The organism is Cryobacterium sp. Hb1, from assembly GCF_004403585.1.
Taxonomy (GTDB): domain Bacteria; phylum Actinomycetota; class Actinomycetes; order Actinomycetales; family Microbacteriaceae; genus Cryobacterium; species Cryobacterium lyxosi.
Map to the genome: position 1 here is coordinate 49,528 of NZ_SOHI01000014.1, position 25,155 is coordinate 74,682.

The 25,155-nt window shown below is 60.9% G+C and carries 25 protein-coding genes, 1 tRNA gene and 1 pseudogene; 9 read left to right on the plus strand and 18 right to left on the minus strand.

The features are described from left to right. Positions 1-241: 241 nt before the first annotated feature. Entirely contained in the window at positions 242-1,162 is a 921-nt protein-coding gene (locus tag E3T38_RS05355; protein ID WP_134546858.1) for a hypothetical protein, read from the plus strand. A gap of 61 nt (positions 1,163-1,223) precedes the next feature. Next, positions 1,224-1,838 carry a class F sortase gene (locus E3T38_RS17040; RefSeq protein ID WP_255452726.1) on the plus strand — a complete coding sequence of 205 codons (615 nt, stop codon included), beginning with the start codon at positions 1,224-1,226 and terminating at the stop codon, positions 1,836-1,838. On the opposite strand, the gene E3T38_RS17045 is transcribed toward E3T38_RS17040, so the two are convergent. Beyond that, entirely contained in the window at positions 1,735-2,193 is a 459-nt protein-coding gene (locus E3T38_RS17045) for a DUF6328 family protein (RefSeq protein ID WP_370448991.1), read from the minus strand. The genes E3T38_RS17040 and E3T38_RS17045 overlap by 104 nt on opposite strands. A gap of 121 nt (positions 2,194-2,314) precedes the next feature. Here E3T38_RS17045 and E3T38_RS05365 point away from each other — a divergent pair. Further along, positions 2,315-2,391, plus strand: a tRNA-Pro gene (locus E3T38_RS05365). 228 nt (positions 2,392-2,619) lie between these two features. Then, a complete protein-coding gene (locus tag E3T38_RS05370) occupies positions 2,620-2,826 on the plus strand; it encodes a helix-turn-helix domain-containing protein (RefSeq protein ID WP_134546940.1) in 207 nt (68 codons plus the stop codon). Here E3T38_RS05370 and E3T38_RS05375 read toward each other — a convergent pair. The 8 genes and pseudogenes from E3T38_RS05375 to E3T38_RS05410 all read right to left on the minus strand — a co-directional run bounded on the left by E3T38_RS05375 (position 2,786) and on the right by E3T38_RS05410 (position 11,143). Beyond that, a pseudogene (locus tag E3T38_RS05375) lies at positions 2,786-4,071 on the minus strand (IS256 family transposase). The gene E3T38_RS05370 and the pseudogene E3T38_RS05375 sit on opposite strands and share 41 nt — an antisense overlap. A gap of 313 nt (positions 4,072-4,384) precedes the next feature. Beyond that, entirely contained in the window at positions 4,385-4,549 is a 165-nt protein-coding gene (locus E3T38_RS16635; RefSeq protein WP_166805432.1) for a hypothetical protein, read from the minus strand. A 172-nt stretch (positions 4,550-4,721) separates the two neighbouring features. Then, the gene (locus E3T38_RS05385) at positions 4,722-5,567 is read right to left on the minus strand and encodes an ATP-binding cassette domain-containing protein (RefSeq protein WP_166805434.1); all 846 of its coding nucleotides are present in this window, start codon (positions 5,565-5,567) and stop codon (positions 4,722-4,724) included. Continuing rightward, entirely contained in the window at positions 5,560-6,417 is an 858-nt protein-coding gene (locus E3T38_RS05390) for an ABC transporter ATP-binding protein (protein ID WP_134546864.1), read from the minus strand. The genes E3T38_RS05385 and E3T38_RS05390 overlap by 8 nt, the downstream gene beginning before the upstream one ends. Further along, entirely contained in the window at positions 6,414-7,307 is an 894-nt protein-coding gene (locus tag E3T38_RS05395; protein WP_134546866.1) for an ABC transporter permease, read from the minus strand. The genes E3T38_RS05390 and E3T38_RS05395 overlap by 4 nt, the downstream gene beginning before the upstream one ends. Then, positions 7,304-8,248 (minus strand): ABC transporter permease, encoded by a 945-nt coding sequence (locus E3T38_RS05400; protein ID WP_134546868.1) that lies wholly within the window; start codon positions 8,246-8,248, stop codon positions 7,304-7,306. Before E3T38_RS05400 ends, E3T38_RS05395 begins: the two co-directional genes overlap by 4 nt. A gap of 51 nt (positions 8,249-8,299) precedes the next feature. Continuing rightward, positions 8,300-9,796: an ABC transporter substrate-binding protein gene (locus E3T38_RS05405; protein WP_166805435.1), complete on the minus strand. Its 1,497-nt coding sequence runs from the start codon at positions 9,794-9,796 to the stop codon at positions 8,300-8,302. A 303-nt stretch (positions 9,797-10,099) separates the two neighbouring features. Then, a complete protein-coding gene (locus E3T38_RS05410) occupies positions 10,100-11,143 on the minus strand; it encodes an Lrp/AsnC family transcriptional regulator (protein WP_134546872.1) in 1,044 nt (347 codons plus the stop codon). Between the two features lie 103 nt (positions 11,144-11,246). Here E3T38_RS05410 and E3T38_RS05415 point away from each other — a divergent pair, with 103 nt between their 5' ends. From E3T38_RS05415 to E3T38_RS05425, 3 genes are all read left to right on the plus strand, one after another. After that, positions 11,247-12,464 (plus strand): M20 family metallopeptidase, encoded by a 1,218-nt coding sequence (locus E3T38_RS05415; RefSeq protein WP_134546874.1) that lies wholly within the window; start codon positions 11,247-11,249, stop codon positions 12,462-12,464. Positions 12,465-12,680: 216 nt separating this feature from the next. Continuing rightward, on the plus strand, positions 12,681-13,913 hold the full coding sequence (locus E3T38_RS05420; protein WP_134546876.1) for a dipeptidase: 1,233 nt from the start codon (positions 12,681-12,683) through the stop codon (positions 13,911-13,913). Positions 13,914-13,962: 49 nt separating this feature from the next. Further along, positions 13,963-14,745: an alpha/beta fold hydrolase gene (locus tag E3T38_RS05425; protein ID WP_134546878.1), complete on the plus strand. Its 783-nt coding sequence runs from the start codon at positions 13,963-13,965 to the stop codon at positions 14,743-14,745. 27 nt (positions 14,746-14,772) lie between these two features. Here E3T38_RS05425 and E3T38_RS16640 read toward each other — a convergent pair whose 3' ends face one another. Both E3T38_RS16640 and E3T38_RS05430 read right to left on the minus strand, forming a co-directional pair. After that, positions 14,773-14,925: a hypothetical protein gene (locus E3T38_RS16640; protein ID WP_166805436.1), complete on the minus strand. Its 153-nt coding sequence runs from the start codon at positions 14,923-14,925 to the stop codon at positions 14,773-14,775. Next, positions 14,922-15,272, minus strand: a complete 351-nt coding sequence (locus E3T38_RS05430; protein ID WP_134546880.1) for a CrcB family protein — start codon at positions 15,270-15,272, stop codon at positions 14,922-14,924. The genes E3T38_RS16640 and E3T38_RS05430 overlap by 4 nt, the downstream gene beginning before the upstream one ends. A 542-nt stretch (positions 15,273-15,814) precedes the next feature. Here E3T38_RS05430 and E3T38_RS05435 point away from each other — a divergent pair. Beyond that, entirely contained in the window at positions 15,815-16,213 is a 399-nt protein-coding gene (locus tag E3T38_RS05435) for a single-stranded DNA-binding protein (RefSeq protein ID WP_241984313.1), read from the plus strand. An 8-nt stretch (positions 16,214-16,221) separates the two neighbouring features. Then, entirely contained in the window at positions 16,222-16,902 is a 681-nt protein-coding gene (locus tag E3T38_RS05440) for a hypothetical protein (RefSeq protein ID WP_241984314.1), read from the plus strand. 176 nt (positions 16,903-17,078) lie between these two features. Here E3T38_RS05440 and E3T38_RS05445 read toward each other — a convergent pair whose 3' ends face one another. The 7 genes from E3T38_RS05445 to E3T38_RS05475 all read right to left on the minus strand — a co-directional run bounded on the left by E3T38_RS05445 (position 17,079) and on the right by E3T38_RS05475 (position 24,995). Beyond that, a complete protein-coding gene (locus E3T38_RS05445; RefSeq protein ID WP_198417311.1) occupies positions 17,079-18,107 on the minus strand; it encodes an Lrp/AsnC family transcriptional regulator in 1,029 nt (342 codons plus the stop codon). Then, positions 18,104-19,018: an alpha/beta fold hydrolase gene (locus E3T38_RS05450; RefSeq protein ID WP_134546882.1), complete on the minus strand. Its 915-nt coding sequence runs from the start codon at positions 19,016-19,018 to the stop codon at positions 18,104-18,106. Before E3T38_RS05450 ends, E3T38_RS05445 begins: the two co-directional genes overlap by 4 nt. A 71-nt stretch (positions 19,019-19,089) precedes the next feature. After that, on the minus strand, positions 19,090-20,292 hold the full coding sequence (locus tag E3T38_RS05455) for a Xaa-Pro peptidase family protein (protein WP_134546884.1): 1,203 nt from the start codon (positions 20,290-20,292) through the stop codon (positions 19,090-19,092). Positions 20,293-20,300: 8 nt separating this feature from the next. Then, positions 20,301-21,197 (minus strand): ABC transporter permease, encoded by an 897-nt coding sequence (locus E3T38_RS05460; protein WP_134546886.1) that lies wholly within the window; start codon positions 21,195-21,197, stop codon positions 20,301-20,303. Then, positions 21,194-22,156, minus strand: coding sequence for an ABC transporter permease (locus E3T38_RS05465; protein ID WP_134546888.1), 963 nt, complete (start codon positions 22,154-22,156; stop codon positions 21,194-21,196). The genes E3T38_RS05460 and E3T38_RS05465 overlap by 4 nt, the downstream gene beginning before the upstream one ends. 17 nt (positions 22,157-22,173) lie before the next feature. After that, the gene (locus E3T38_RS05470; protein ID WP_134546890.1) at positions 22,174-23,787 is read right to left on the minus strand and encodes an ABC transporter substrate-binding protein; all 1,614 of its coding nucleotides are present in this window, start codon (positions 23,785-23,787) and stop codon (positions 22,174-22,176) included. Beyond that, the gene (locus tag E3T38_RS05475; RefSeq protein WP_134546892.1) at positions 23,784-24,995 is read right to left on the minus strand and encodes a dipeptidase; all 1,212 of its coding nucleotides are present in this window, start codon (positions 24,993-24,995) and stop codon (positions 23,784-23,786) included. Before E3T38_RS05475 ends, E3T38_RS05470 begins: the two co-directional genes overlap by 4 nt. Positions 24,996-25,155: the final 160 nt, after the last annotated feature.

A 25,155-nucleotide genomic window follows, 5' to 3' on the forward strand; every position in this document is an offset into this window, starting at 1 on the left:
GGCGAAGCGCGTGGCTGTGTACGAGCTCAGCTGATCTGCGACTGCTCCCGCATCCGCCGAGGAGTCAATAGATGATATAGATTTCCGGCGCACCATGAGTTTTTCGGCAGCTGAAGTGTGGGTCCCGCCGAAATCTCCTGGCGGTCGCTTCCGGATAACCGAACGCAATGAGCGCTGCGCCCATAATTACTTTCACTCCATCACATGGCGTGTTATTGTCTGAGCCTACGTGAGGAGCGCTGTGCACACAGCTATTTTTATTCCCGGTCTCGCCAACGCAACCCGTCCCGGTAAGTCGTTCACCAGAGTTTTCGTGCTCGCGGCGGTGGTACTCCTTGCCGTTTTTGGCTTGACGTTCGCTCCCTCCGGTTCGTCCGCATCAGCCGCGCAAACGATCGCCCAGTGCAACAATGTTGCGAACACTGGCGGTTTGGGTCTGAACTGTGATGTCACCGTTGTTAATAATCTCGACGCCAGCACCGGAGTGGCCAGTTCAACGGTGACCGTCAAGGAATGTCGCGCGGCTGCAAACACTGCTCCCACCTGCACAACCGCGACAACGTCGTATGACGCGCTCACCACATCGGTGAACCAATGCAACGATGCCGCCAATGGCGGAGGGTCCAGCGTGATCTGCAACGTGACCGTCACCAACAATGTGACCGGGGCGGCATCCACTGATGTCACGTCTGCAACGGTCAACCAGTGCAACGGAACTGGTGCGGAAGGCCCCGAGCCGACCTTGAACTGCGACCCGTTCCCCGCCAGCACCACTAGCGCAACGATCACGCAGTGCAATGGATCAGTCAACGGCGGCGGCGCTTCCGACCGAGTCAACTGCACCGTGACCCCGTCAACGACCAGCGCGCTGCTCCCGGTGTCGATCAACCAGTGCAACGGCACGGCCAACGGTGGCGGATCCGTTGTCACCTGCGCCGCCTCGTTGACCAATATCACCCTCGCCGCCGCGCCGGCACCAACGGCGACGCCGACTCCGACGCCGATCGCGAAAAACACTCTGCACGATTCCAAGACCGACGGTTTCAATCCCGCCCCTAGCGATGACGCGGGCGCTCCCCTGTTTCTCGGAATTGGCGCACTGCTTCTGGCCGCGCTAGTCGCTGCCGCAATTGGCGCGCGCCGAATCAGTGCTCGGCACTAAACGGGCAGCGCTCATCGGCGCATCCGCCCTCCTCTGTGTGATGTCGGTCGGATGGTTTCTTATGCCACCGACCGACTCTGCGCCAACGCCAACGCCAACGCCAACGGCCACGGCCACGGAGTCACCAAAAATTCACCGGGCGGTTCCGGCGACGCCGGCTCCACCCACGGCCGCGTCGTCCCAAGAAGTAACGATTGCAGCTTCAGCGCCGCTGCGTCTCCGGGTACCCTCCATCGGGCTCGACGGAGCCGTATCCGAATATACCCAGGCCATGATCGAAGAACGGGGTGGATTTGACCCGTCTGAACTCACCACGATTTCCTGGGACACAACTATTTCCGGCGGAACGGCAGGCACGGACTCGACCAACACGGTGTACCTGTATGGCCACTCCGCAGTCGAATCAGCAGTATTCAACAGCCTCAAAGATGTGCCATCCGGGGCCGTGGCGAGCGTTGACACGGCGAATGGCCGGCTGTGTTACGTCGAGCAAAAAGCGCTTCAACTGAACAAGGCGGAGTACAAGTACAACGACGAACTCACCGACGCCATCCCCAACCGCCTGGTGCTCGTCAGTTGCTATCGCCCTTCCGACTACAACCCGGACGCGGCCACCGTGCAGAACATCGTCGTTGTGATGCAATTGGATCAGGCACAAACCACATCCGGCTGCTAACTACTGTCGACTCGATTACCGGTCGGGTCGTCGGCTCTCGGGAGAATGACCCAGAACGAGAGGATGGCAAGGCGTGTTGCGCCGCCCGCGATAAAGCTAGCCGCTGCACGACGCCGGCGACCGAGAGCCCGAGCCCGAGGTAGAAGTTGAGATAGATGATGATTAGATCGTGATAAGGGTCGGTGAATCTGGTCTGGAAAGTCAGCAGCAGGAAAAAGCCAGTGATTATTTGGGTACAAGTCTGCGTAACTCGGAGCTCTTGAAGGGTGTCGCCTTGATTACGGTCTAGGCGCTCAACAGTCGATTCGTCTCGACCGATCCTGGGATCCACACCCGCTGTCTCAGCTGTGAGCACATGCCAGTGCTGGTGGGCGAATCGGTTCCGACGATGTGTTCATGGAGCCTCACATAAGGCGGTAAGCTCTTACAGTTGTCTTCCGCAGGTTTTGAATGTTGAAATCGCTTTGCGGAAGCGGCGGGCTGTGGCGCAGCTTGGTAGCGCACTTGACTGGGGGTCAAGGGGTCGCAGGTTCGAATCCTGTCAGCCCGACCAAAAGTCCCGGAAACTCACGAGTTTCCGGGACTTTTTAGGTTAAAGATTTGATCACACTACCGAAAACCTACGTTTTACCCCTCTCTGGACGCCTTTTACCGGCCTTGCCGTACGAGGTGCGCAGGTCAGTATTAGTCGTCTTTGATTACCTAGGTGCGCCGGTCGCACCTACGGAATATGAACACAAACGAAGCAGTCTCTGTCTCACCCGTGGCGTTGGAGCCCCTGATGGATGTCGCCGAACTGGCGAACTACCTCGGCATCCCTATCTCCACCGTCTACGACTGGCGGGTGCACGGCAAAGGCCCCACGGCCTACCGGTTCGGCAAACACCTCAAGTTCGCCATCTCCGACGTGGGGAGTGTCTCAGTAACGGTGTTTCCGGCGTTCTTCATTAGTAGGATTCTGCGTTCGGCCAGCGGTCACGGAAGGTGATGGCGAACGCGTTGAGAGCTGGCTTCCAACGCATCGTCCAACGAGCTCGGCCCACTCCGGTGGGGTCGAGACTCCGCGTGACCAGATACAAGCATTTCAGAGCTGCTTGCTCGGTGGGGAAATGTCCTCGAGCGCGCACCGCCCGCCGATACCGTGCGTTGAGCGACTCGATCGCATTAGTGGAGCAGATCACCTGTCGGATCTCGGGATCGTAGGACAAGAACGGAGTGAACTCTTCCCACGCCGATTCCCACAACCGGATGATCGCACCGTATTTCTTACCCCAGACCTCGGTCAGATCATCCAGCGCTGCCCGTGCCGCGTCGACGGTCGGAGCGGCGTAGATCGGTTTCACCGCTCGTTTCATCGCATCCCAATCCTTCTTTGAGGCGAGCTTGAACGTATTCCGGATCAGGTGAATGATGCACGTCTGCACCGTGTCAACGGCCACACGTTGCCGACGACGTCGGGCAGTCCTTTCAAACCGTCACAGACCAGAAAGAACGTGTCGGTGACGCCTCGGTTTTTGATGTCCGTCAGGACAGACATCCAGAACTTGGCGCCCTCACCGCCAGTGCCGGCCCACAGCCCGAGAATGTCCTTATCACCGTCGAGTGTCACGCCGATCGCGGCATAGATGGGCCGGTTGGCGACCTGCCCGTCACGGATCTTCACCACGATCACATCGATGAAGATCGCCGCGTAAACGGCGTCCAACGGGCGTGACTGCCAGGTTTGCATCTCCTCGATCACCTTGTCGGTGATGCGGGGGATGGTCTCTTTCGATACCTGAGCACCATAGATCTGGTTGAAGTGCGCGCTGATCTCCCCGGTCGTGAGGCCGCGGGCATACAAGGACAGCACGATTTCATCGACCCCGGTCAGGCGGCGATGTCGTTTCGGCACGATCACCGGAGTGAACGTGCCGTCTCGGTCACGGGGCACCTGGATCGTCACCGGCCCTGTCGTGGGACTGATCACCGTTTTGGGCCGGGTCCCGTTGCGCACGTTCGAGTCGTCGCGCTCGTCCGGCGCACGGTTTTTTTCATGACCGAGGTGATCGGTCATTTCCTCGTTCAGCGCAGCCTCAAGAAACGTTTTCGTGAACTGGCCCAGCAAACCGTCAGGACCGTGCAGAGCCAGGCCCTGTTCCTTGGCCAGGCGCACCCATTCCTTCGCCGCCACCGCCTCACGGGTGGGTTCAGATTTCGTCTTCTTCGTCACAGCATCAAGTGTCGTCATCACGGCACCTTTCCCGCCAGACCTAAGTCCAGCGCGTCAGGCCGGAAACACCGTTTAAGAGACAGTCCCCGCCTGACATTAAGGCCGATGACGGGGCGTCATACGCACGAGGTCGAGCACGTCATCATGGAGTCTCTCAACCTAGGCAGATTCAAGGGGTCGTAGCAACACCGTATGAGTGAGGTGTTGTTGATGGCGTCGAAAGTGGTGTTCAAAGATCGCGAGAACTTGTTCTGGGATCGGGTCCGTGAGGGGATGTCGGCGGCAGCCGCGTGCGAATCTTTGGGAGTGAATCGCAGACAGGGATATCGGTGGATCACAGCCGCTGGCGGACGAATACCTGTTCCGGCGGTTGCGTCTTCGGGGCGCGACTGGGGCCAAGAGGAACGTCTGCGGATCGCAGAATGGCGGTGCGTTCGAGGTGGTGGTTGGTGAAGTCGGACCCGTGGTCGACGAGCTGGATGTCGGGGATGCCGCACATCGCCCACGCCGGATCGGTCTTGAGCCAGAGATTCCACCCCTTCGGATATCGCCGCCTCAGGAGCAAGACCCCTACCCGAGGGATCCCACCTCCAACACTAAAAGTAATGGTCAAACGCCAAACCAACGCGGATAACTGCTACTGACCCACGCTCCTCGTATTCAATGACCTATCAGTCGGTGTAGCTGATTGGGTGGAATGGCAGCCGCGGATCGGCTGGTGGGATCGCGGAAAGCAGCGCCGCGGTGTAGCCGTGGGTGGGGTGGTCGAATACCTGATCGATGGGTCCCGTCTCGACAATGCGTCCGTGACGCATGACGGCAACGCGGTCGCTGACTTCGCGCACCACCCCGAGATCGTGGGAGATGAAGAGCACCGACACCGATGTGGTGTGGCGCACCTCCGCAAATAGCTCGAGGATTTGGGCCTGCACTGAAACATCGAGAGCCGAGACAGGTTCGTCAGCGACGATCAACTTGGGCCGCACGACGAGAGCCGTTGCAATACTCACTCGTTGACGTAGTCCGCCGCTCAACTGATGCGGGAAGAAGCGGGCCGTTCGCTCAGGTAACGCTACCTGGTGCATTACCTCAAGCACTCGCTCTCGCCGCTGTGTCGGAGTACCGATGCGGTGAATGTCGAGCGGCTCGCGGATGACGTCCTCGATACGTTGGCGCGGATCGATCGACGCGTAAGGATCTTGGAACACCACCTGTATTTCGCGGGTCAACTCGCGGCGGCGGCGTGGTGTGCGATGAGTGATGTCGACGCCGTCGAACTCGATGGTGCCGCTCGTGAGATCGGTGAGACCGAGGATCATCCGGCCAAGCGTGCTCTTTCCCGAACCCGACTCGCCGACCACCGACAACGTCTCGGCGCGCGCGAGGGAGATCGATACGTCGTCGACCGCAACAAAGCGCTCCTTTTTCCCTCGGCGTAATCTGCCGGCCGGCCCGGGTCGGTCGTACTCTTTTCGAGCCATGTCCACGCGCAGCAGTAGCTCGCGCTCCTCACCCATGACCATGCTCCTCGGTGGACTTCGCGACAGCGGCCTCGCTAGCGCTTACTGTCGGCATCGGCTTGGCCGGAGCGGAGTGCGACGGCTGAGACGCGAGAAGGTGCTGCGTATAGTCGCTTCGGGGGGCGTGAAAGATTTGGTCGACCTCACCAGCCTCTACGACTGCCCCGTCTTTCATCACGATGACGCGGGAGCACATTTGCGCGACGACGCCGAGGTCATGGGTGATAAGAACCATTGAGCTGCCGCTGTCATCGATGAGCTCTGTGATCAGACGAAGGATCGCGGCCTGCACCGTCACGTCGAGCGCCGAAGTCGGTTCGTCGGCAATCACGAGACGCGGCGACAGCGCGAGTGCCATGGCGATCACAACACGCTGGTTCATTCCCCCGCTCAACTGGTGCGAGTAAGAACCCATGCGCTTTTCCGGCTCACTGATGCCGACTCGATCGAGCCACTCGATTGCCAGCGACCGTGCCCCTGATTTCGACAACGTTCGGTGGCGTCGCAGCAGCGCAACTATTTGACTCCCAACCGAAAAGCTCGGATTCAATGCGGTCGCTGGGTTCTGCACGATCGTCGAAAGTAGGGTGCCCCGGAGCGGCCGCAGTTCGCGCTCGGAGACGCCGAGTATCTCAGCGCGCTCGAAAAGTGCACTCCCGTGGACCTTGGTACCCTGAGGAAGTAGTCCGAGTAGCGCGAGGCCCAGGGTGGTCTTGCCTGAGCCGGACTCCCCGACCACCCCCACGACCTCACCAGCCGCGAGGCTGAACGAGACATCTGCGATTGACGGGCGGAGAGCCCCGGCATAGCGCACACTAAGTGCCTGGACTTTGAGTAGATCGGTCATCGGGCTATTGCCCTCTTCTTGGGATCTAGCCAGGTTTGCAGACCATCTCCAATCAAAGTGAACCCGAGCACGATTTCGAGGATAGCGATAGCCGGAACGGCCACTATCCACGGGTCCGAAACCATGAAATCGCGGCCTGTTGAGAGCATGAGACCGAGGGACGGAGTAGGCGGCTGCACACCCAGCCCAACAAAGCTCAGCGAAGCCTCGAGCATGATCGCGATGGCAATGAGGATTGACGCCTGCACCACGACCGGTCCGAGGCTGTTCGGTGCAATGTGGCGGAAGATCACTCGGCCCCGCCGTGCACCGCGGGCCATCGCGGCCTCTATATATGGCTGCCGGGTCGTCTCAAGCGCTGCGGCTCGGGTGACTCTCGCGACAATCGGCACAAAGGTAATACCGATTGCGAGCATGAGCACCTCAGTGCCGGCACCGAAGAGTGCAACCACCACGATGGCCAGCAACAGTGCTGGGAAGGCCATGACCACATCAAGGATGCGCATGATCAGGCCGTCGATGGCTGATGTTGCGGTGGCGGCGAGCAGACCGAGTAGTCCGCCGACCACCACGGACAGGAGCACGGCGCCTACCGCGATAGTGAGCGATATGCCGTAGCCCACCGCCACGCGGGCGAGCTGGTCACGACCGAGCTGATCTGTCCCCAGCAAATTGAGGAGCCCGGGTGGAACGAGCGAGGGCGCGGCGCCCACGGCCGTCGAAGCGGCTGGATCGATCATTGGAATGATGATTGCGATGAGGACTGCGACGAGCACAAGCACGCCGCCGACGATCACTTCAACACGGCTAGCCAGGGTGGATCGAAGGCTTACCCGCGATCGTTCGACCGCCGCCACCTTAACCTGTGAAGTATCCACTTCGAGCGTCACGCAGCACCTACCTTCCGCAGCCGGGGGTTGAGGACCGCGTAGAGCAGGTCTGTGATCAGATTTGCGAAGATGAACGCCACGACGAAAACGAGAATGCACGCCTGCAGCACCGGATAGTTGCGGGCGAGCATTGCCTCAACGATGAGCTGGCCCAGACCGGGGAGGCTGAAGAGCTGTTCGACTACGACCGTACCTCCCAAGATGTATCCCACTTGCAACCCGATTACCGTGACAATTGGGATGGAGGCATTGCGCAACGCGTAGCGGAAGACGATCGCGCCGGTACCGAATCCACTCGCCTTAGCAAAGCGCACGTAGTCGGAGCCGAGCACGTCGAGCATCGCCGAGCGAGTCACTCGAGCGAGCACCCCACCGAGCCCGAGAGAGAGCGCAATGGCGGGTATCGCAAGAGATCTGAGGTTCTCCAGTAGACCGTCCTCGATTGGCGTGTACCCGGATGACGGAACTAGCGAGAGGGCCAGCGCGAACGACAGGATGCCTAGTATGCCGAACACGAAGTCTGGCACCGCGATAGACAGAACTGCCACCGCTCGCACCACCCGATCGGCCCACCCTCCGTTCCGTACCGCCCCGACGACCCCCAAAGGGATTGCCGTGGCGAGTGCGAGAAGGAAGGCAATGCCTGCGAGCTCGATAGTAATGGGTAGACGTGCCGCCAGCTCCTCGGTGATCGCTTGATTGGTGATGTAGTCGCGACCGAAGTCTCCGCGGAGGACCCCGCCGAGCCAGGATACAAACTGCTGCCACAGGGGCTGGTCGAGGCCCAGCTCTGCCCGCACTCTAATGATCGCTTCCTCCGTCGCATTTGACCCAAGGATCGAAGCAGCAGGGTCACCTGGAACGAGTCGCAGGATCAGGAAGACGATGGTCGAGGTGCCCAGAAGGATCGGAACCGTAAGAGCAAGTCGTCGCAGTATCATCCGATCTCCTTTGCTGTCGTCGTCATCATTTCGTTGAGGACCCCCGGTCAGCTATTCGGCGGCGGCCTGCCAGAGGTCTTCCGCACGGACCTCGAGAGTGGGCACGCTGGAGGCTCCCCCGAGAGTTGAGCTCGTGAAGTATTGGGTCTCGCGATTGGCAACGAAGATGAACGGTGACTCTTCCTGGAACGCTTCAACCAAGTCGGGGTAGAACGCCTTGCGCGCGTCCTGATCAGTCGAGGTTGTGAACTCTTCCAGAGCGGCGTCAAGTTCCGAGCTCTGGTATCCGGTGAAGTTGAACCCAGACTCGGATTGTCCAAGAAGGTTGTAGGTCAGAGCGGGGTCGAGGGACGCAGTGAAGTAGGTCATCGCGATGTCGAAATCTTTGGAGACCATTCGGCCGAAGTATTCAGAAGATGCGACCGTCTCGATGGTGGCTGTCATGCCCACTTCGGCGAGCTCAGACTGGATGACCTGCGCGATCAAGGCATAGGCCGAATCGGCCTGATCGACAAGGATCACAATGGGCTCGCCGACGACACCGGCTTCATCGAAGAGTGCCTGTCCCTTGTCGATGTCGGGCGCGCCTTCGTAGATGTCCACTCCAGAGTAGAAGGGGTGGTCATTAGAGACGGCCTCGCTGGCCTCGACCGCCGCTCCCGAGAAAGCGAGGTCAACAATCTGTTCGCGGTCGATCAGCCAGTTGAGGCCCTGACGGGCCTCAAGGGAGGTGAAGGGTCCACTGGTGGTGTTGAGAATCAACAGATATGGGAGATATGCGCCGGCGTCCGTGTGACCAAACTTGCTTGACTTGACCAGTTCGGGGATCTGTTGAGCGGGCACCGTTTGGATCCAGTCAAACTGACCGGTCTGGAGTCCCGCGAGCCGCACACTGTCGTCGGGGACGGCCTCGAACACGACCTCGTCGAGGTAAGGCTTCTCAGACTTGAAGTAGTCGTCGAACCTTGTCAATGTGACTGTGCTGCCCTTGACCCATTTGGTGAGTTTGTAGGGTCCGGTTCCAACCGGTTTCTCTTTGGGGTCGGAGCTCTCGACGGCCTTCTGGTTGACGATTCCGACGACGCTCGCGAGGGTCGCTTCCATCGGTCCGTAGGGCGCGGAGAGGTGTATCTTGAAATTGAGGTCGTCGATCACCTCGACCGACTCAAACACTGAGACGAACACACCTTGGGCGGCGGTCCTCATGCGCTCGATGGAAAACGCGACGTCACCGGCGGTAAGGGTCTCACCGTTATGAAACTTTACCCCCTCCACAAGCGTGAACGACCAGGTCAGGTCGTCGTCCTGCTGCCAGCTTTCGGCGAGATTGGAAACGAACTCGAAGTTCTCGTCAACATTGATGAGGGTGCTGAAGATGTTCTGATAGACCTGTATGGACGCATATAGCTGAGCCTCAGCGGGATCCATGTTGACGGGTGCGCCTTGTGTCGCGAGCGTTGCCGACCCGCCCTGAACGGGGTCGCCCAGCTCCGCGGGTGCGGCGCTATTCGTGGTGGAGGCCGGGGCGCAGCCCGCAAGGATTGCCATGACTAGTGCGGTACAGGCAAATGCAAGGGCATTGACAGGCCTGCGTCGTGGAAGCTGGTTCGGCATTAGGGACTCCTATGAGGAAGCAGATGCCTTTACGGTACCTGTCGTCTTGGTGGGGATGGATGTTCTGTGGTGCTGATTGGGTTCGTGTGCTTCAACTACTGGGCGTGGCTGTGCTGAGGCGAAACGGATCGAGCATTCATGGAAAAAAGCGCACTAACAGGTAGGGCATGGTGTCCCGAAGAGCCCGTGACGCGGTGGTCACGCACGAGCTGAGGCCGTTTTTGGCCCTCGCCACTCCTACGTCGTCGCGACAACATGGTCAATATGTCCTCTGGCGGATCCGATCCGAGAGAAAAGGGGGTAATGGTAATCCCGTTTGATCGACTCGAGGACTATGTCAATCTCCACGTCTCGGATTCCAGATATTAAACCAAGCTTGTTGGTCACAAACTCATACGACGCTTCGGTATCGCGAAAAACTGCGTCAATCACGAGCTCGCTGTCACCGCTTGTCGCAGCAACATAGCGAGCCTCAGGGAAGGCGGCGACAGCGTGTGCCGTTGCGTCAACAACGCTGAGGTCCACTTTTACCCGCAGTATCGCCTCCATCGTGAAGCCCAGAATGGCTGGATCAACCATCGCAACGAAGGTGAGCTGTTTCGAGGCGGTAAGGGCCTGGATACGTCGTCCGACGACGGTTTCACTGACATCCAACTCCGTAGCCAGATCGGCGTAGCTGCGTCGCCCGTCGGATCCGAGGCCCCTAAGGATTCGCAGGTCGGTGGTATCGAGCTTCTGCGGCGTGCCATCCGAAGTCTCGGTGTCACCGTGAAGCGCAAGAACCTTCTCCGTCAGCGACTCGTCATTGAGCAGTTGCCTGCTCCACTGGTCGCGTGTCTTGAACCGCTTTAGAACCACATCGGTACGGCTGCTCGAGAAGTGACCGGTCCGGGGAAGCTGGCGCATGATGACGTCGGCGAGATACTCGCGATCCGGAGCAATCAACTCGCACATCACGTCACTTCGACCGGTGATCTGCGCAACGTACCGCACGTCGGAACGCTTAGCCAGCAACTCGGCCAGCCCTGAAGTCATGCCCGGGCTGGTGCGGAAGTACAGCAGCACGGGCTGGCCGAACCCACAAAGCTGGGCGTCAGGCGAGGCAGTGATAATGAGCGCGTTACTATCCCGCAGCCGCTGAACGCGTCGCATTGCGGTCGTCTCGGACGTTCCAACGAGCTTCCCGATCTGCGACCACGACGCTCTAGGGTCCAACTGCACAGCAGCCACTATTAGACGATCGAGATCGTCGAGCACTGGTTTCGCGGAAACGGCCTTCATAATTGGAATGGTTGCATGATTCCTGCGAAATGCGCAACCGTGGAGTGCGAGTCCTGCAAGCTTTTGTTTTCAGAACACATGAATCACCATTGGAGCGAACCAAATGAACTACCTCAATGACGCCCATGCAATCGAAGCTGATCTCGTCGCTCTGCGGCGAGATTTGCACAGCCACCCTGAAGTCGGCCTCGACCTGCCCCAAACCCGTTCCCGCGTCCTCGCGGCGCTAGACGGACTTCCACTGGAGGTAACGATTCGCGACGACGACAGCTCGATCGTCGCAGTGCTCCGGAGCCGCGAGGGCGTTTCCGCCCAACGCTCGGTGCTACTGCGTGCCGATATGGACGCCCTCCCGGTACGCGAAACGACGGGCATCCCGTTCGCCTTTGCTGGCGACGCCATGCATGCATGCGGGCACGATCTGCACACTGTAATGCTCGTCGGCGCCGCCAGGCTGCTCAGCGCGCGACGCACAGACTTGACTGGCGACGTCGTCCTGATGTTCCAACCGGGCGAAGAGGGTTACGACGGCGCAAGACGGATGATTTCGGCCGGCGCGCTCGATGCGAGCGGTGTGCGCGCCTCGGCCGCGTACGCACTGCACGTGACGTCCGCACGCTTTGGTTCGGGCGTTGTCGCCACGCGCCCGGGGCCCCTGATGGCCGCGGCGGATGTCCTCAAGGTCGTCGTACGCGGCGCCGGCGGTCACTCATCGGCCCCACATCACGCGCTGGATCCCATCACAGTGGCAGCGGAGATGGTCACGTCACTACAGACCATGATTACGAGGAGATTCGACGCGTTCGATCCCGTTGTCCTCACCGTCGGGTATATCCAGGGAGGCACCCTCAACAACATCATCCCTGACACGGCAGAGTTCCACGCGGCTGTGCGAATCTTCTCCCCCAAAGCCCAGAAAGAGATAGCCGCGCGCACCGCGCAGCTGTGCCACGGCATCGCGAGTGCATATGGCCTTACTGCTGAGGTGACATGGGAGACGCTTTACCCCATCACCATTAACGATTCAGACGAGGTAGATTTTGTCCGCGCGACGGCTAGCGCGCTTTTTGGAGCCACCAAGGTGACGACGATGCAGACGCCAATGGCCGGCGCCGAGGACTTTTCGCGGGTTCTGCAGGAGGTACCGGGAGCCCTAGCATTCCTCGGCGCAACCGCCGAGGATGCGGACCCCTCGACGGCTGCCTTCAATCACTCTCCGCTCGCTATCTACGACGAAGCCGTGCTCCCCTCTGGCGCCGCATTGCTTGCGCGTTTGGCAGATGATCGCCTCGCATCCCTGGCCGCCTCCGACCGACGGTAACGTCGACGCGACAACGCCCGTCGCGCCCGCCCGAGGGGGTAATGCAGGATTCCAATGTTTCTCATAATAAATTCGACAAAAACAGAAGATTTAGTCGTATTTTCTGCATGGTTCATGCATACTAGTCGTCGTGTGACACTCGACTGTCACCCACCGCCACGCTGACCCAGCCGCTCAGTGCCGGTGAGGACCGAACCGCCAGGAAGGCATGGCCCCATGAGTGAAGAATCCGCGCAGGAGTTCGCAGTACCGTTCCGCGAGACCGCATACGACGGGTATCGATCCTTCGAATACCTCAAGCCGGGCCACGACTACGAGGTATTCGAGTTCGCCAAGGAATTTGGTCGAGTACCCCTTTACGATATGGGCCTCGACGAAGAGCAAGACATTCGCACCCGCCGACTCATCGATGACAACATCATCATCAGCCTGCATGACCACCCCAACGTATTCCCCGCCGACATGTCTCAGGTGCACGACTACATCCGAACGGGCCGCGAACACACCAGCTACGAGGGACTCTCTCGTTCTGGCATGACCGCAGTGTTCGACAACATGATGGACGGCACCGCATGCGTCACCAGCAAGTTCGGGTGGAAGTGGGACGACATCGTCTACGACCTCGGCATGCGCCTCTCTGACGCCGCGCACCAGAAGTACGCGCGGATCGCCTATAACGTCGACGACATCATCGAGGCGAAGGAGAACAGCCAGATCGCCATCGTGCTCTCGCTTGAGGCGGCCACACCGATCGAGAACGAGGTCGACCGCCTCGACATCCTCTACGGCCTCGGTGTTCGTCAAATAGGCATCGCCTACTCCGAGTCGAACACCCTGGGCTCCGGTTTGAAGGAGGCACGCGACGGCGGCCTCACCGTCTTCGGGCGCCGCGCCGTCGAGCGCATGAACGCCCTTGGCATCGCCATAGACGTGTCACACTCGGGCGACCAGACATGCCTCGACACCTTCGAGCACTCGAGCAAGCCAGTATTTATCACTCATGCGGGCGCTCGATCCGTTTGGGAGACCGCCCGAATGAAGCCCGACTCCGTGCTGAAGGGGTGCGCAGAGACCGGCGGTGTGATTGGGCTCGAGGCGGCTCCCCATACTTCTCTGTCACACGATCACCCCGAGCACTCAATCGAGTCGGTCATGGACCACTTCGTGTATTGCGTCGAGCTCATGGGAATCGATCACGTGGCTTTCGGCCCAGACACTCTCTATGGCGACCACGTAGGCCTGCATACTGAGTTCTCGCGACACCTCGGTCTCGCCCAGGCAACCTCGGGCCCCTCGTTCCCACGCGTCGAATATGTAGCCGGGCTCGAAAACCCGACCGAGAACTTCTACAACATCGTAGGGTGGCTCGTGAAGCACGGTTTCAGCGACGAGGACATCGTCAAGGTAGCCGGCGGGAACATCATGCGCGTGCTGAATCAGGTCTGGTGAGCGCGCCCACCGCGGCGGCTTCCCGCATTCGCACAGGAACAGACCTTTCATGACTCTCACGAAGACAATCACCTCAGGACCCGACAGCATCGCCTACTCGGTGCACAACCCAAACAACACGGCCGTTGTGCTGATTCACGGATGGGGATGCAGCAGCAGCGATTGGAACGGGGTCATCACTGCGCTGGGCGACCAATACACGACTCTCACCCTCGACTTACCGGGTCACGGTGAATCCAGCTCATCCGCGGACATCGTCAGCATCGGTCAAATGGCTGACGACGTCGCCGCAGCTATGGACGACGCTGGCATCGAGCAGGCGGTGATGGTCGGCCACTCCATGGGTGGCGCGATCGCCGTCGAGTTCGCAGCACGGTACCCGACGCGGGCCTCACTCGTGATCGGCGCCGACACTTGGCACTATCTTCAGCTCTATCCGAAGCAGGACGAAACCGGTGTCGAGACTTTCGCCGGAAGCTTCGGCCTTAATTTCGCTACGAGCGTGGACGCACTAGTGGCAATGAGCAGCATCGCGAGCACACCCGACGACATCAAGGAACATGTGCGGCAATCAACGCTCTCTGTCACTATGCCGCTCGGACTTACCGAACTCGTCGACCTGCTGCGATGGGACCTCGACGCGGTTCTTGCGAACGTCGAGGCCCCGGTCGTGTCGATCGTGTCCGACGACCTCGTCTCCGACGAGGCTATCGATCGATACTCGGATCGGATGACTTTCGTAAAGTTCCCAGGAGTGAGCCACTACCTGCTACTCGAGAACCCCGCGGGAAGCGCTGCACACATCAAGGATGCCATCGCCGCACACACGTGATGGCATGACCAGCAGCCTAACCCGTCTCTAATTTCCTGCCGAGCCGCGCACGTTGATGATTATCGTTCCGAACGGGAACGCATCACCCAGCCGGGATCGCACGAGGCCGTCGAAAGCGAGCCGGGCGGCCGCGCCAGCGCCGCTGGCCGAGGCGATTGCCAGAAACAGGAGAGAGGTCATGCGGTCTCCCCTTCAGCGCTGGCGGGGCCGTCCTGCGTGCGCCGGAAGAGCGCCGCACCGATCAGGATACCTAGCCAGGTGGCGACGCCACCGAACAGAACCGAACCAAGACCATAGGCAATGGCCACTCCGGTCGCACCATCCTGCAGCAAAAGAACGCTGTCGGTTGCGAGGGCGCTGTAGGTCGTGAATCCGCCGAGGAGTCCGGTGCCGAGCAGCAGGCGCGCGGTGCGGCGGCGGCCAGCGTTGGTTCCGCGACGCGCGAGGGCCTCGAGGAGCACCCCGAGCAGCAGGGCAAACGCCGTGCGGCTGAGCAGGTCGTCGAACTGCTCCTGCGGGATCGTCATAGTGAGGCCTCCTGTGATCGATCGTCCGCGAGCCAATCATTCCGCTACCAAGAGGTAGGCCAGCCCAGACTTGCCGTCCGCCGCTACTGGAGACGAACACCAGTATTTCGAAACGCTCCACGCCGACAGCGAGTAGCGCCCTGCTCATGCGTCGGCGGGCCACAGCCTCGCGAACGCGCCCCACGATCAACTTCAGCAAGCTGAGAGGACCGATCGAAAGAAACTTGAGGGTATTCCAGAGACATAAGATCACGAGCAGGTTCAGCCAACCGGACCCGCCGGCATCGCGAGGGGTTCGACGATTCCGCCCGGCTCGGTAATGGTGCCGGCTGATTCAAAGCACGGAGTGCTGGGCCGCTGCCCCGTTGACGAGGAGAACTCTGTCGCAAATTCACGGAAGCACGTCTGCCAAGGAGCGCCCGGTGCACCTCCTGGTGAGCGCGGATCACGATAGTCCGCCCAATTACAGGAGGCACAGTCCCATGACATTTCACACCCAGCAATCACGCTCAGGCTTCATCGCCTCGGATCCCCAGTAATCGGTGACTGAGAACGGTGACACCCGCTTTTACGTGCGTGTCGGCCAGCCGCATTTCGTTCGAGAAGATAACGGCAACTTCACCACGCTCGAGCCAACTTTCCACGATCTCGTCGCTTATCGTGCCACAGCCGATCGAGCGCTCACCCGATTCGCCAAAGGCGACAGCTTCGTCGCCGAAGGCTACGTACGCACCTTACAAGTCGAAGGCGACGGCGAAGACATCCAACGCGAAGATTTCATCGCAAAGAAGATCGGCCACGACCTCGCGCGCACGAACTATCAGGTCGACCGAGCCCATCGCTCGGCTTCGGGCACCGAGCGGGATGCAGCGGCAACTCAGAATGCAATTGTGCACGAGGCGGAAGCGGCTCGTGCCGGTTCGTCCGTTCTCGGGATGTGAGTCAGACGATGGCAGATTCTCTGGTCGAGTGGGCGTCCGGCGACCACGATGACGCGTTCGGACAGAGTTCCTTGGACGACCTCGAGTGGCCGCTCACGGCCGAGCCACCGCATCCGATTAACTGGAACCTCCTCAGCGCGGACGACGCCGAGGCCGAAGCCGAATGGATCGAACTCAACCGCTGGGTGAACTGGCTGCGGCGCACCTACGGGCTGCCGGCTTCCGTTGTGCCGCCTTTCTGGCATCGGCACCCCGAACTCGTCTGGGAAATCTCTGCACTGCACCTGCACTGGCTCGGCGCCTACGACCCCGAAAAGCACGGTTCGCCGCCGTTCGGATGGCATCGCGACTTCGCGGATGCCGGCCAGCGGCTCCGCGACTGGGTGGCAGTATCGGGGACGCGGCTGGAGCGCGACCGGCCGACTCGCCAGACCGCCTGGCCGGGCGAACCGCCCGCCAGCGCCGTCGAAGACAACGTCATCAGCGATCGCGACGAGGATTTTGTGCAGTTCGTCGTCGACGATGTCACCCGGCGGCGCGAGGCGGAGGCGGCGTTTGATGCACGCGTCGACCCCGTCCGACCCTACGCGTCGGCATGCGGCTCAGACCAGCGCGTGAACGCGGCACCAACGAAAATACCAACGGACTTCTTCGTCAGTACCTACCCAAAAGCTCCGATCTCGACCTGACCGACACCACGCGACTCGAGGAGATCGTGACCAAACTCAGCTATCGCCCCCGTAGAGCTTTAAAGTAGCAGACTCCTCACGAGGTCTACAACGCCGCAACACTTGCATCGACCGCTTGAAACTGTCAGCGAAACTGGCCTACTTTTCAAAGAGCGCTGACAGCGATCGTGCCGGACTTAGGGCTTGGCAGCCAGGACGGACACCTGCGAACGCCACCAAGGGGTTTCAACGAATCCGCGTTTGAGGACGAGCAGTTCCATCGACGCCGACCATCCTGTCACGCCATCGAGCAGGGAGAGCGTCGACGTGATGAAGTCGTACAGGTCGGTCGTCGAGGGAAAGATGACTTCACAGAAAAGGGAGTTCTCGTCGAGAGTGGCTGCGAGGTACCTGACCGCGGAATGCTGCGCCAGCTCGCGAGCGACGGTATCAACCCTTGATGGCACCACCTGCACTGTGAGTAGCGTTTCCGCGCCCATGCCGAGTGCGCCAGCTGGCATGACGGTCAGGATGTCGACGCAGTGGGAGTTAAGCAGGCGCTCGAACCGGCGTCGGACGCTCGACTCGTTCATGCCGAGGCTATCGGCAATCGCCTGGAAGGCCGCCCGCCCATCCTCGCGGAGCGCCTCTACGATTTTCCAGTCCGCGCTGTCAAGATGTTCCGGCCGACATAACGCCGGTTCGCCGCCCGGCGGGTTGTCACCGAGGGCCACCTGTAGGTCTGTGCTTTCCAAGAAGAGCTGGCGCCCCCAGTCGTACGTCACCTTGTAGACATGCATGATCAGGTCGCTACGCCAGCGTTCGATGCCGGCGATCGACTGCAACTCTTCGATAAATTGCGGGTAGTGCGTTGCGCCGCCGTGCACGACAAGCTCAGCGATGATGTCGTAGCGGCCGGTGACGACGGTGACGAACCGCATGCTTTCCTGGGCGACTAGCTCTGTGGCAACCTGCAGTTGGGTACCGGGTTGGCAATTGATGCGGATGAGGAAGGAGCTGACCTGCCCCTTGTTTCCGAGCGCCGGCACCACAGCAACCTTGGTTACCCCTGAGGCAAGGAGATGTTGCCCGCGGCGCGCCACTGTGGCGGTTGAGGAGTTGACCATTTGGGCGATCGCACGCCAGCTCGCCCGACCATCGTGCTGAAGAGCGACGATGATGCGCCTGTCTAGGTCGTCGAGCCCATCGAAGGGTGAGCCGTTCACTCTTTGGCTGACGTGACTGGGGTACAGATCGCCGCACGGCGAAGAAAATCGCGCACTGTCGCCGTCCAGAGCTCGGCCTCTTCGATCTGAGGTGAATGCCCGGACCTCTCGAAAATGACCAGTTCGGAATCGGGAATCAGGTCGGCGATAATCTGACTGCATGAAACTGGAGTGATCCAGTCGGTTCGACCAACCGTGATTAGCGTCGGGACCGACACCGACGGGAGTTTTGGCTTGAGGTCGTATTGCGGCAAATTCCGCGAAAATGCATAGTTATGCGCCTCGTAGCGGTACGGGGTGGCCTCGACCTTTTTCTCGACCGATAGCGGATCGTAGTTAAAGTCGTAGAGAGGAAGGATTTCTCGCCAACAGTCCCGCAGATCGTCGTTGTCGATTACCTGGCCAATGTCGATGCGGTCGAACTTCTCCATGTCGATGGTCACGCGGTCTGAGGCGAGCGCGTTTTCTCTGGCCAGGTGGGCGTTCCCGTGATCTGCCGACGTGTCCCGCAGCACAAGTGCACTGACTCGGTGCGGGTAACGGATGGCGTACTCCATCGCCATAAATCCGCCGTAGGATCCGCCAGCGATGACGATCTGCTCCGCTCCGATCCACTCGCGCAGCCCATCGATGTCCGACGCCCATTGCTCGTGGCTGAAAGTGCCGCTGCCCGCGCTCTGTCCGGAGCCCCTGGCGTCGAAGACGATAACTCGGTATTCATCCGCGAGTCTGCCAAAACTCGCACGGGGCTCCGCTCGTGAGCCCAGCCCGGGCGCTCCATGGTGGGCAATGATGACGGGCGCGCCCTTGGGGCCAAGCACCTCAACCGCCAACTCGTTGCCGTTGATTATTACGCGTTGCGCCATCGATGTCGCTGTCGCGAACTCCGGCGAGACTGATTCCTGGGTCATGATGCTCCTTCGTCGACCTGTTTTTTCTAGGCACTGCAGGCCGGGGCGCATCGGCCGCCGCGGCAGGGGTGTTAGAGCTGGATCGTGCAGTCGACCAGCCCGCGCGGGAACGCGGTCAACGGCACCGAACCCGACTCGGTGACCAACATACTGTCGCTGATACGGTAGCCCGCGTGGCCGGGAACGTAGATTCCAGGTTCGTTCGACACGATCATGCCGGGCTGCAGCAGCGTCTCATCCCCCGCCTCCAACCATGGCGGCTCGTGCATGCCGAGACCGATGCCGTGGCCCTGCCGGTGACGGATGTACTCGCCGAGGCCCGCCTCTTCGATCACGGCCAGGCATGCCGCGTTCGCCTCACGACACTCGGTTCCCGGTCGGATCGCCTGCCCGCCGATGCTCTGGGCTCGATGGATCGTGTCGTGGAAGCGAATCTGGTCGGATGTTGGCGTGCCCAGAACGAACGTGCGCTCGCCTTCAACGAAACGGCCGCCGACGGCGCAGCCGAGGGAGAGCATGAAGGTGTCACCCGGTGACAACTGGTAGCCGGAGGGAAGCCCGTGCGGAAACGCCGAATTCGGGCCGGCGTACACCAGTCCGCCAGCGAGCGGGGCGACCACAACGACGTTATCGTGCTCGGCGTACATCGTCGATACACCGGTGCCGGTCACCCGGGAGGCAAGTTCCGCCTCGCTCGGAAGCCGACCACCAGCAGCCACAGCTTCCCTGACCAGGGCGACCCCCGCGTCGAGCATCAGGTCGGTAATGCGGGCAGCTTCACGGTGCAGCGCGATCTCCTCATCGAACTTGACGTACCTGGCGCGGGTCACGACCGTTGTCGGCTGATAGACGGCCGACGGGAGTTCTCGGCGTACGGCAGCAAGCCGCTCGTGCGTCATGTGCGTCGTGAAACCTACGCGCAGACCACCCCCGGCGCCGACGCGGTCAACCTCGGTGGCGAGGGTGGCGAACGGCGCCTCTATGCCCGGGAATTCAACATACGACACGATTCGAGCGCGCGCCTGCTGCCGTTCGGCATTCTCCCGCTCGAGCCGCGGCGTCAACAACACCGTCGGCCCGTCGGCGGCCAGCCACACCGCAACGGGCCGCTCGCAGGGATGATGAAAGAACCCAGTGAGGTACGCGACGTCCTCGGGGTCGTCGGTGAGAATGGCATCGAGATTCTCCTCGACAAGGCGGCTTCGAACGCGCTCCTGCACCCGGTCGAAGAACTCAGGCGCGAGGGCCTGGGTGAAACGCGTGGCAGTTGTCATCGGGACTCCTAACGGGACCGGTTGCGCGGGTTGCGCGCATCGTTGTACGCGATCGACAACAGTGTTGCCGAAAGCACGAGTAACAGGATCGCGAGCGAGGGGAAGAGGGTGAGCCACCAGGCGCTCGACATAGCACCGGACTGCTGGGCCTCGTACAGGATACGACCCCACGACCAGGTCGTCGGGTCACCGAGGCCCAGGAACGCCAGACCAGCAGCGGAGAGCACCGCGCGCGAGGCGGTTACGACGACCGACACAACGATCACCGGGGTGACGGCGGGGATGACATGCCTAGCGATGATCCAGACCGACGAGGTGGTCATCAGTCGTGCCGCATCAACGTAGGGCAGGTTCACGACCGTCAGCGCCTGGGAACGCACCAGTCGGGTCACCTCCGGCCAGGAGAACGCGGCAACGACCGCGATGATCGTCGTGGTGCTTGGCCCCACCAGAGCAGCCACAAGGATCATCAGCGGCAACACCGGCAGCGACAGGGTGAGGTCGACCAGCACGCTGACGAACGGGTCGATCCGGCGGAAGTACGCGCCAATGACCGCGATCAGCGTGCCGATGGCGATGGCGATGGCAGATGCCGCCACAGCGACAAGCAGACTCTGTTGCGTTCCCCAGATGACTTCGCCGAGCAGGTCTCGCCCGAGGGAATCGGTGCCGAACACGTAAGCGCCCCCCGGCGGCACGAGGACATCGATTCCGTAACTGGCCGGATAGGGCGCCAGCAGCGGCGCCGCCAGGGCGACGACGACCAGCAGAAGAAGGATGCCAGCCGAGATGACGCCGAGCGGTTCCTTGCGGAATACCCGCCAGGTCGCTGCCCCGGACCGCTCACTCTCTGAGGCGACGGGTTCAGCCAGCACAGCGTTGGGTTCGATTCCGATCAAACTCATGATGTCCTCACCCTCGGGTCGAGGAATCCGTAAATGATGTCGGTCACCATGTTCGCGACTACGACGGTGACGGCCAACAGCAGGAAGGCCCCCTGGAGCACCGGGAAATCAAGCTGCGTGACGGCTTCGTAGATCCCACGGCCGATGCCTGGGTAGGCGAACACGGTCTCGGTGAGAACTGCGCCGCCGACGAGGAAGCCGAGTTGGAGCCCGATCAGCGTCGTCGTGGGAAGCAGGGCGTTGCGCAGGGCGTGCCGCCAGAGGATCCGGCGGTAGGGCAATCCGTTCGCCTTCGCGAGAGTGACGTAGTCCTCCTGAAGCGCGTCGATCAGCGTCGACCTCATCGTCAGTACGTAGGAGCCGAGCTGGATGAGCATGAGTGAAACCGCAGGAAGGATGAGATGGGCCGCTACGCTTCCATACCAGTCCATACCGTAGCTGTCCGACGAGTAGGCGCCGCCGATAGGAAGCCATCCGAGCATCAGCCCGAACACGAACAGCAAAAGTACACCGATACTCGGCACGAACAGCGATTGCCCGGTGACGCCGATCACCTGCACCACCTTGTCGGCGAGTTTCCCCCGGCGGGAAGCCGCGAGCACACCCAGTGGTACACCGATCAGCACCGTGATAGTGAGGGCGGTGAAGGTGAGCAGCAGGGTCCAGGGCAGGCGCTGCAGGAGCACGTTCATTACCGGGATCGACTGGGTGAACGAAGTTCCGAAGTTGCCTTGCAGGAGCTGGCCGAGATAGATCACGTATTGCACGAACAAGGGCTTGTCGAGCCCGTACTGCTGAAGCAGGGCTACCCGGGTCTCTTCGGTCATATTCGGGCTGGCAATTGCCAGTGCCGGGTCTCCGGGCAGCAGTCGGAGCAAGAGGAAGGTCACCGTCACGGCGAAAAAGATCGTGAACAGGCCCATGCCGATGCGGCGGAGTACGAATGACAGACGAGACACGCGGGCAGCCCTTCCCTCTACTTAACCTTGTGGGCGTTTGCGATCGACACCGGCGAGATGATCGACAGCAGCTCACTCGGCTTGGTCACGAACCCGTCCCAGTTCGCGCTGTGCGCGAAGTTGAGGTTCTGGGTGTACATAATGTTGTCGTACACCTCGTCGTGGACGATCCTCGCCGCCTCGCGCATGATCGAGATCTTTGCTTTGGTGTCAGAGGTGACCGATCCTTTGGCGATCAAGTCGTTTAGCTTCGCATCGTTGACGTGGGTGTAGTTGATTGCACCGCCGGGCAGGTAGGACAACACGAAGCTGGTGACCGGATCGTCCATAATGGCGAAGTTACCGGCATAGATGTCGTAGTCACCCGCGTTTGTCATTGCCAAGTAGGTGTTCCGCTCAGTTCCTTGCAGCTCGATTGTGATACCCGCTTTAGCCGAGCTGTCTTTCACCAGCTGTGCCCACTGGCTCGTGACGCTGTCCTGCAGCGAGTAGATGAGACGGAAGGAGACGTTGAAGTTGCCATCGGCATCCTCAACGTAGCCTGCTTTTTTCATCAGGTCGCGGGACATATCAGGGTCGAAGGTGTATTCCTTGAGCGAATTATCGTAGTAGTCGGAGAGCACCGGCATCAGCGCGCTGGAGCCCGTCGAGTCCGCCTGGCCCTGGAGCACGACCGTGCGGATCGTCTCGTAGTCCACTGCGTGGGCGAGCGCCTTGCGCACCTCGACCTTGGCCAGGTCGGGCTTTTCCATGTTGTACGTCATGTGTGCGTAGCCCAGGCCGACGACCTTCTTGACAGTGATCCCGTCGGTGTTCTCCAGCTGCGAAACCTGCGCCGGCGGAAGAGCGTTCGCGATCACGTCGACCTCACCGCTCTGCAACGCCAGGATCTCGGTGTTCACGTCGGGGAAAACCCGGTAGACGACCTTGGCCGCCAGCGGCTTGCCGCCGTCGACGAGCGGGTAGCTGTCCACGCGATCCATCGTGTAGCTCTGGCCGACCTGCACACTGGTGAGCGTGTACGGTCCAGCGCCGACCCATCCGCCGTCGGTGCCGTCATTAGGGAATGTGGCTACCGAATCCGCCTTTTCGAACACGTGTTGCGGCACGACATTGCCCCAGAAACCGAGTTCTTCGATGATTGAGGAGTCGGGTTCGGTCAGCTTTACCTCGATGCGGGTGTCCGACACCGCTTCAGCGGAGGCGAAGTGCGCCATCTGACCGTAGAAGGTGCCAGATGGCTTGTCGTTCTTGACGGCGTTCATCGTCCACGCGACATCGCTGCTGGTAAGCGGCTGGCCGTCGCTCCAGGTGAAGTCGGTGCGGATCTCGTAGAAACCTGTCATTTCGTCGACGTAGCCCCACTTCGTCGCAAGTGCGGCGGTCTTCTTGCCGTCGTCGGCGATGCTCATCAGGTGCGGGTACATCAGGTTGGTAATCCAATAGTCGCTTCGGCTATTGCCGATCAGCGGGTTGTAGTTCACGACGTCGGTCGTGGTGGCGATGGTGAGCGTGTCGTTGCCTGCGCCGGCCGACGCAGCCGACTTCTCGGGCGCCGACGGCGCGCACGCGCTCAGTGCGAGTGCGGCGGACAGCGCGCCTGCTGCAATGATCAGACTGTGTTTTCTCATGAAACCCAAACCTCTTCAAGGACGCGCAGGGTGTTCCCACCGACGACGGCGCGGATGTCGTCGTCGGAGTAATTGTGCTTGACCAGCCAGCCGATGATGTTGTAGAACGCCTCGCCGGGGTTTTCGACGCCGTCGACGTATGGCACCTTTTCAAACTCGACCTGGCCGTGCGCCTGGCCGAGGGACAGGTTCGACGAGAAGGCGTCGTGCAGGCCGACGTGGTCGCCGAAGAGGGTGTCCGGGCCGAAGCTCACGTGCTCGAGCCCTACTAGGTCGACGCAGTACTGGAAGTGGTCCATGAACGATTCCAGCGAGTGCCGCGGGTGCTGCGGCGAGAGAGTGGTGTGTGGGGCCGCTTCGATGCCGATCACACCGCCGCGCCTGGCACACTCGATGATCGTCTCATCCGTCTTCATGCGGTTGGTGGGCCAGAGTCCGCGTGCACCGGCGTGGGTGATGAACACGGGCTTCGTGGATGCTTCAATCACGTCGAGGCAGGTCTGGTCTCCGCTGTGGGAGATGTCGATCGCAATGCCGAGTTTGTTCATGCGGGCGACGGCACGCTCGCCGAAGTAGGTCAGGCCGCCGTCGCCGCGTTCCTTGAGCCCGCTGCCGAGGGTGTTTGCCTCCGAGTATGCAATGCCCATCTGTCGAACGCCGAAGCCGTAGAGCACGTCGAGCCGGTCGACTTCGTTCTCGATCATGGTCGATGCCTCAAGCGCGAAGATGTGGGCGATGCGGCCTGTCTCCTTGGCGCGGTTGATGTCGGCGATCGACTCGGCCTTCATCACGAAGTCCTGGTGCGCAAGGTCGGCCATGCGCACGCCGAGGTCGAACAGTACGTCTTGGTACTTCCAGCCGGCGTCGCTGGAGATGCAGCAGGTGCCGTCCATGCCGTTATCAAAGACCGCGGTGAGGCCGGAACCGGCCAGGCCCTCATAGGCTGTTGGTTCGCGGCCCTGGCGGATGTGGTCGCGCAGCTGCGTCATGTCTTCCGGGAAGACCTGCACGTGCTCGTGCAGCGAGATGACGGTCTCCTCCGTAAGGAGCTTGGTGGTGCGCGCCTCTTCGTCGGCGCTCAGGTCAAGTCCGGCATAGGCGGGCACACGTCCTACCTGCTTGGCGTAAGTGAACTCCTTGTAGTCCTTGCCAGCTTCCAGATACTCGTATGCGGTGTATCCGGTGTAGCGTTCTGCGGGTTCCAGCACGTGTTGCCTCCATTGTCGTCATGCATGCTCTTGCGTGTCGGCCATTCTCCTATGAACCCCGGCACCTCAGAAGATAATCTGGTATATATCCGGCAGATATGTCAATATAAGTGAAGAAATTCGGCAAGAAAATAATTGGATTGAAACATATCGGTGATTT

Excerpts from the sequence above, each read along its gene's own strand:
- E3T38_RS05455 (WP_134546884.1), bottom strand. The coding sequence starts at position 20,292 with ATGACAACTGCCACGCGTTTCACCCAGGCCCTCGCGCCTGAGTTCTTC.
- E3T38_RS05400 (WP_134546868.1), bottom strand. The coding sequence starts at position 8,248 with ATGATACTGCGACGACTTGCTCTTACGGTTCCGATCCTTCTGGGCACC.
- E3T38_RS16635 (WP_166805432.1), bottom strand. The coding sequence starts at position 4,549 with ATGTGCGGCATCCCCGACATCCAGCTCGTCGACCACGGGTCCGACTTC.
- E3T38_RS05385 (WP_166805434.1), bottom strand. The coding sequence starts at position 5,567 with ATGGGTGAGGAGCGCGAGCTACTGCTGCGCGTGGACATGGCTCGAAAA.
- E3T38_RS05440 (WP_241984314.1), top strand. The coding sequence starts at position 16,222 with ATGGCAGATTCTCTGGTCGAGTGGGCGTCCGGCGACCACGATGACGCG.
- E3T38_RS05405 (WP_166805435.1), bottom strand. The coding sequence starts at position 9,796 with ATGGCAATCCTTGCGGGCTGCGCCCCGGCCTCCACCACGAATAGCGCC.
- E3T38_RS05370 (WP_134546940.1), top strand. The coding sequence starts at position 2,620 with ATGGATGTCGCCGAACTGGCGAACTACCTCGGCATCCCTATCTCCACC.
- E3T38_RS05450 (WP_134546882.1), bottom strand. The coding sequence starts at position 19,018 with ATGACCCAGGAATCAGTCTCGCCGGAGTTCGCGACAGCGACATCGATG.
- E3T38_RS17040 (WP_255452726.1), top strand. The coding sequence starts at position 1,224 with ATGCCACCGACCGACTCTGCGCCAACGCCAACGCCAACGCCAACGGCC.
- E3T38_RS05390 (WP_134546864.1), bottom strand. The coding sequence starts at position 6,417 with ATGACCGATCTACTCAAAGTCCAGGCACTTAGTGTGCGCTATGCCGGG.
- E3T38_RS05460 (WP_134546886.1), bottom strand. The coding sequence starts at position 21,197 with ATGAGTTTGATCGGAATCGAACCCAACGCTGTGCTGGCTGAACCCGTC.
- E3T38_RS16640 (WP_166805436.1), bottom strand. The coding sequence starts at position 14,925 with ATGACCTCTCTCCTGTTTCTGGCAATCGCCTCGGCCAGCGGCGCTGGC.
- E3T38_RS05425 (WP_134546878.1), top strand. The coding sequence starts at position 13,963 with ATGACTCTCACGAAGACAATCACCTCAGGACCCGACAGCATCGCCTAC.
- E3T38_RS05430 (WP_134546880.1), bottom strand. The coding sequence starts at position 15,272 with ATGACGATCCCGCAGGAGCAGTTCGACGACCTGCTCAGCCGCACGGCG.
- E3T38_RS05415 (WP_134546874.1), top strand. The coding sequence starts at position 11,247 with ATGAACTACCTCAATGACGCCCATGCAATCGAAGCTGATCTCGTCGCT.
- E3T38_RS05420 (WP_134546876.1), top strand. The coding sequence starts at position 12,681 with ATGAGTGAAGAATCCGCGCAGGAGTTCGCAGTACCGTTCCGCGAGACC.
- E3T38_RS05470 (WP_134546890.1), bottom strand. The coding sequence starts at position 23,787 with ATGAGAAAACACAGTCTGATCATTGCAGCAGGCGCGCTGTCCGCCGCA.
- E3T38_RS05410 (WP_134546872.1), bottom strand. The coding sequence starts at position 11,143 with ATGAAGGCCGTTTCCGCGAAACCAGTGCTCGACGATCTCGATCGTCTA.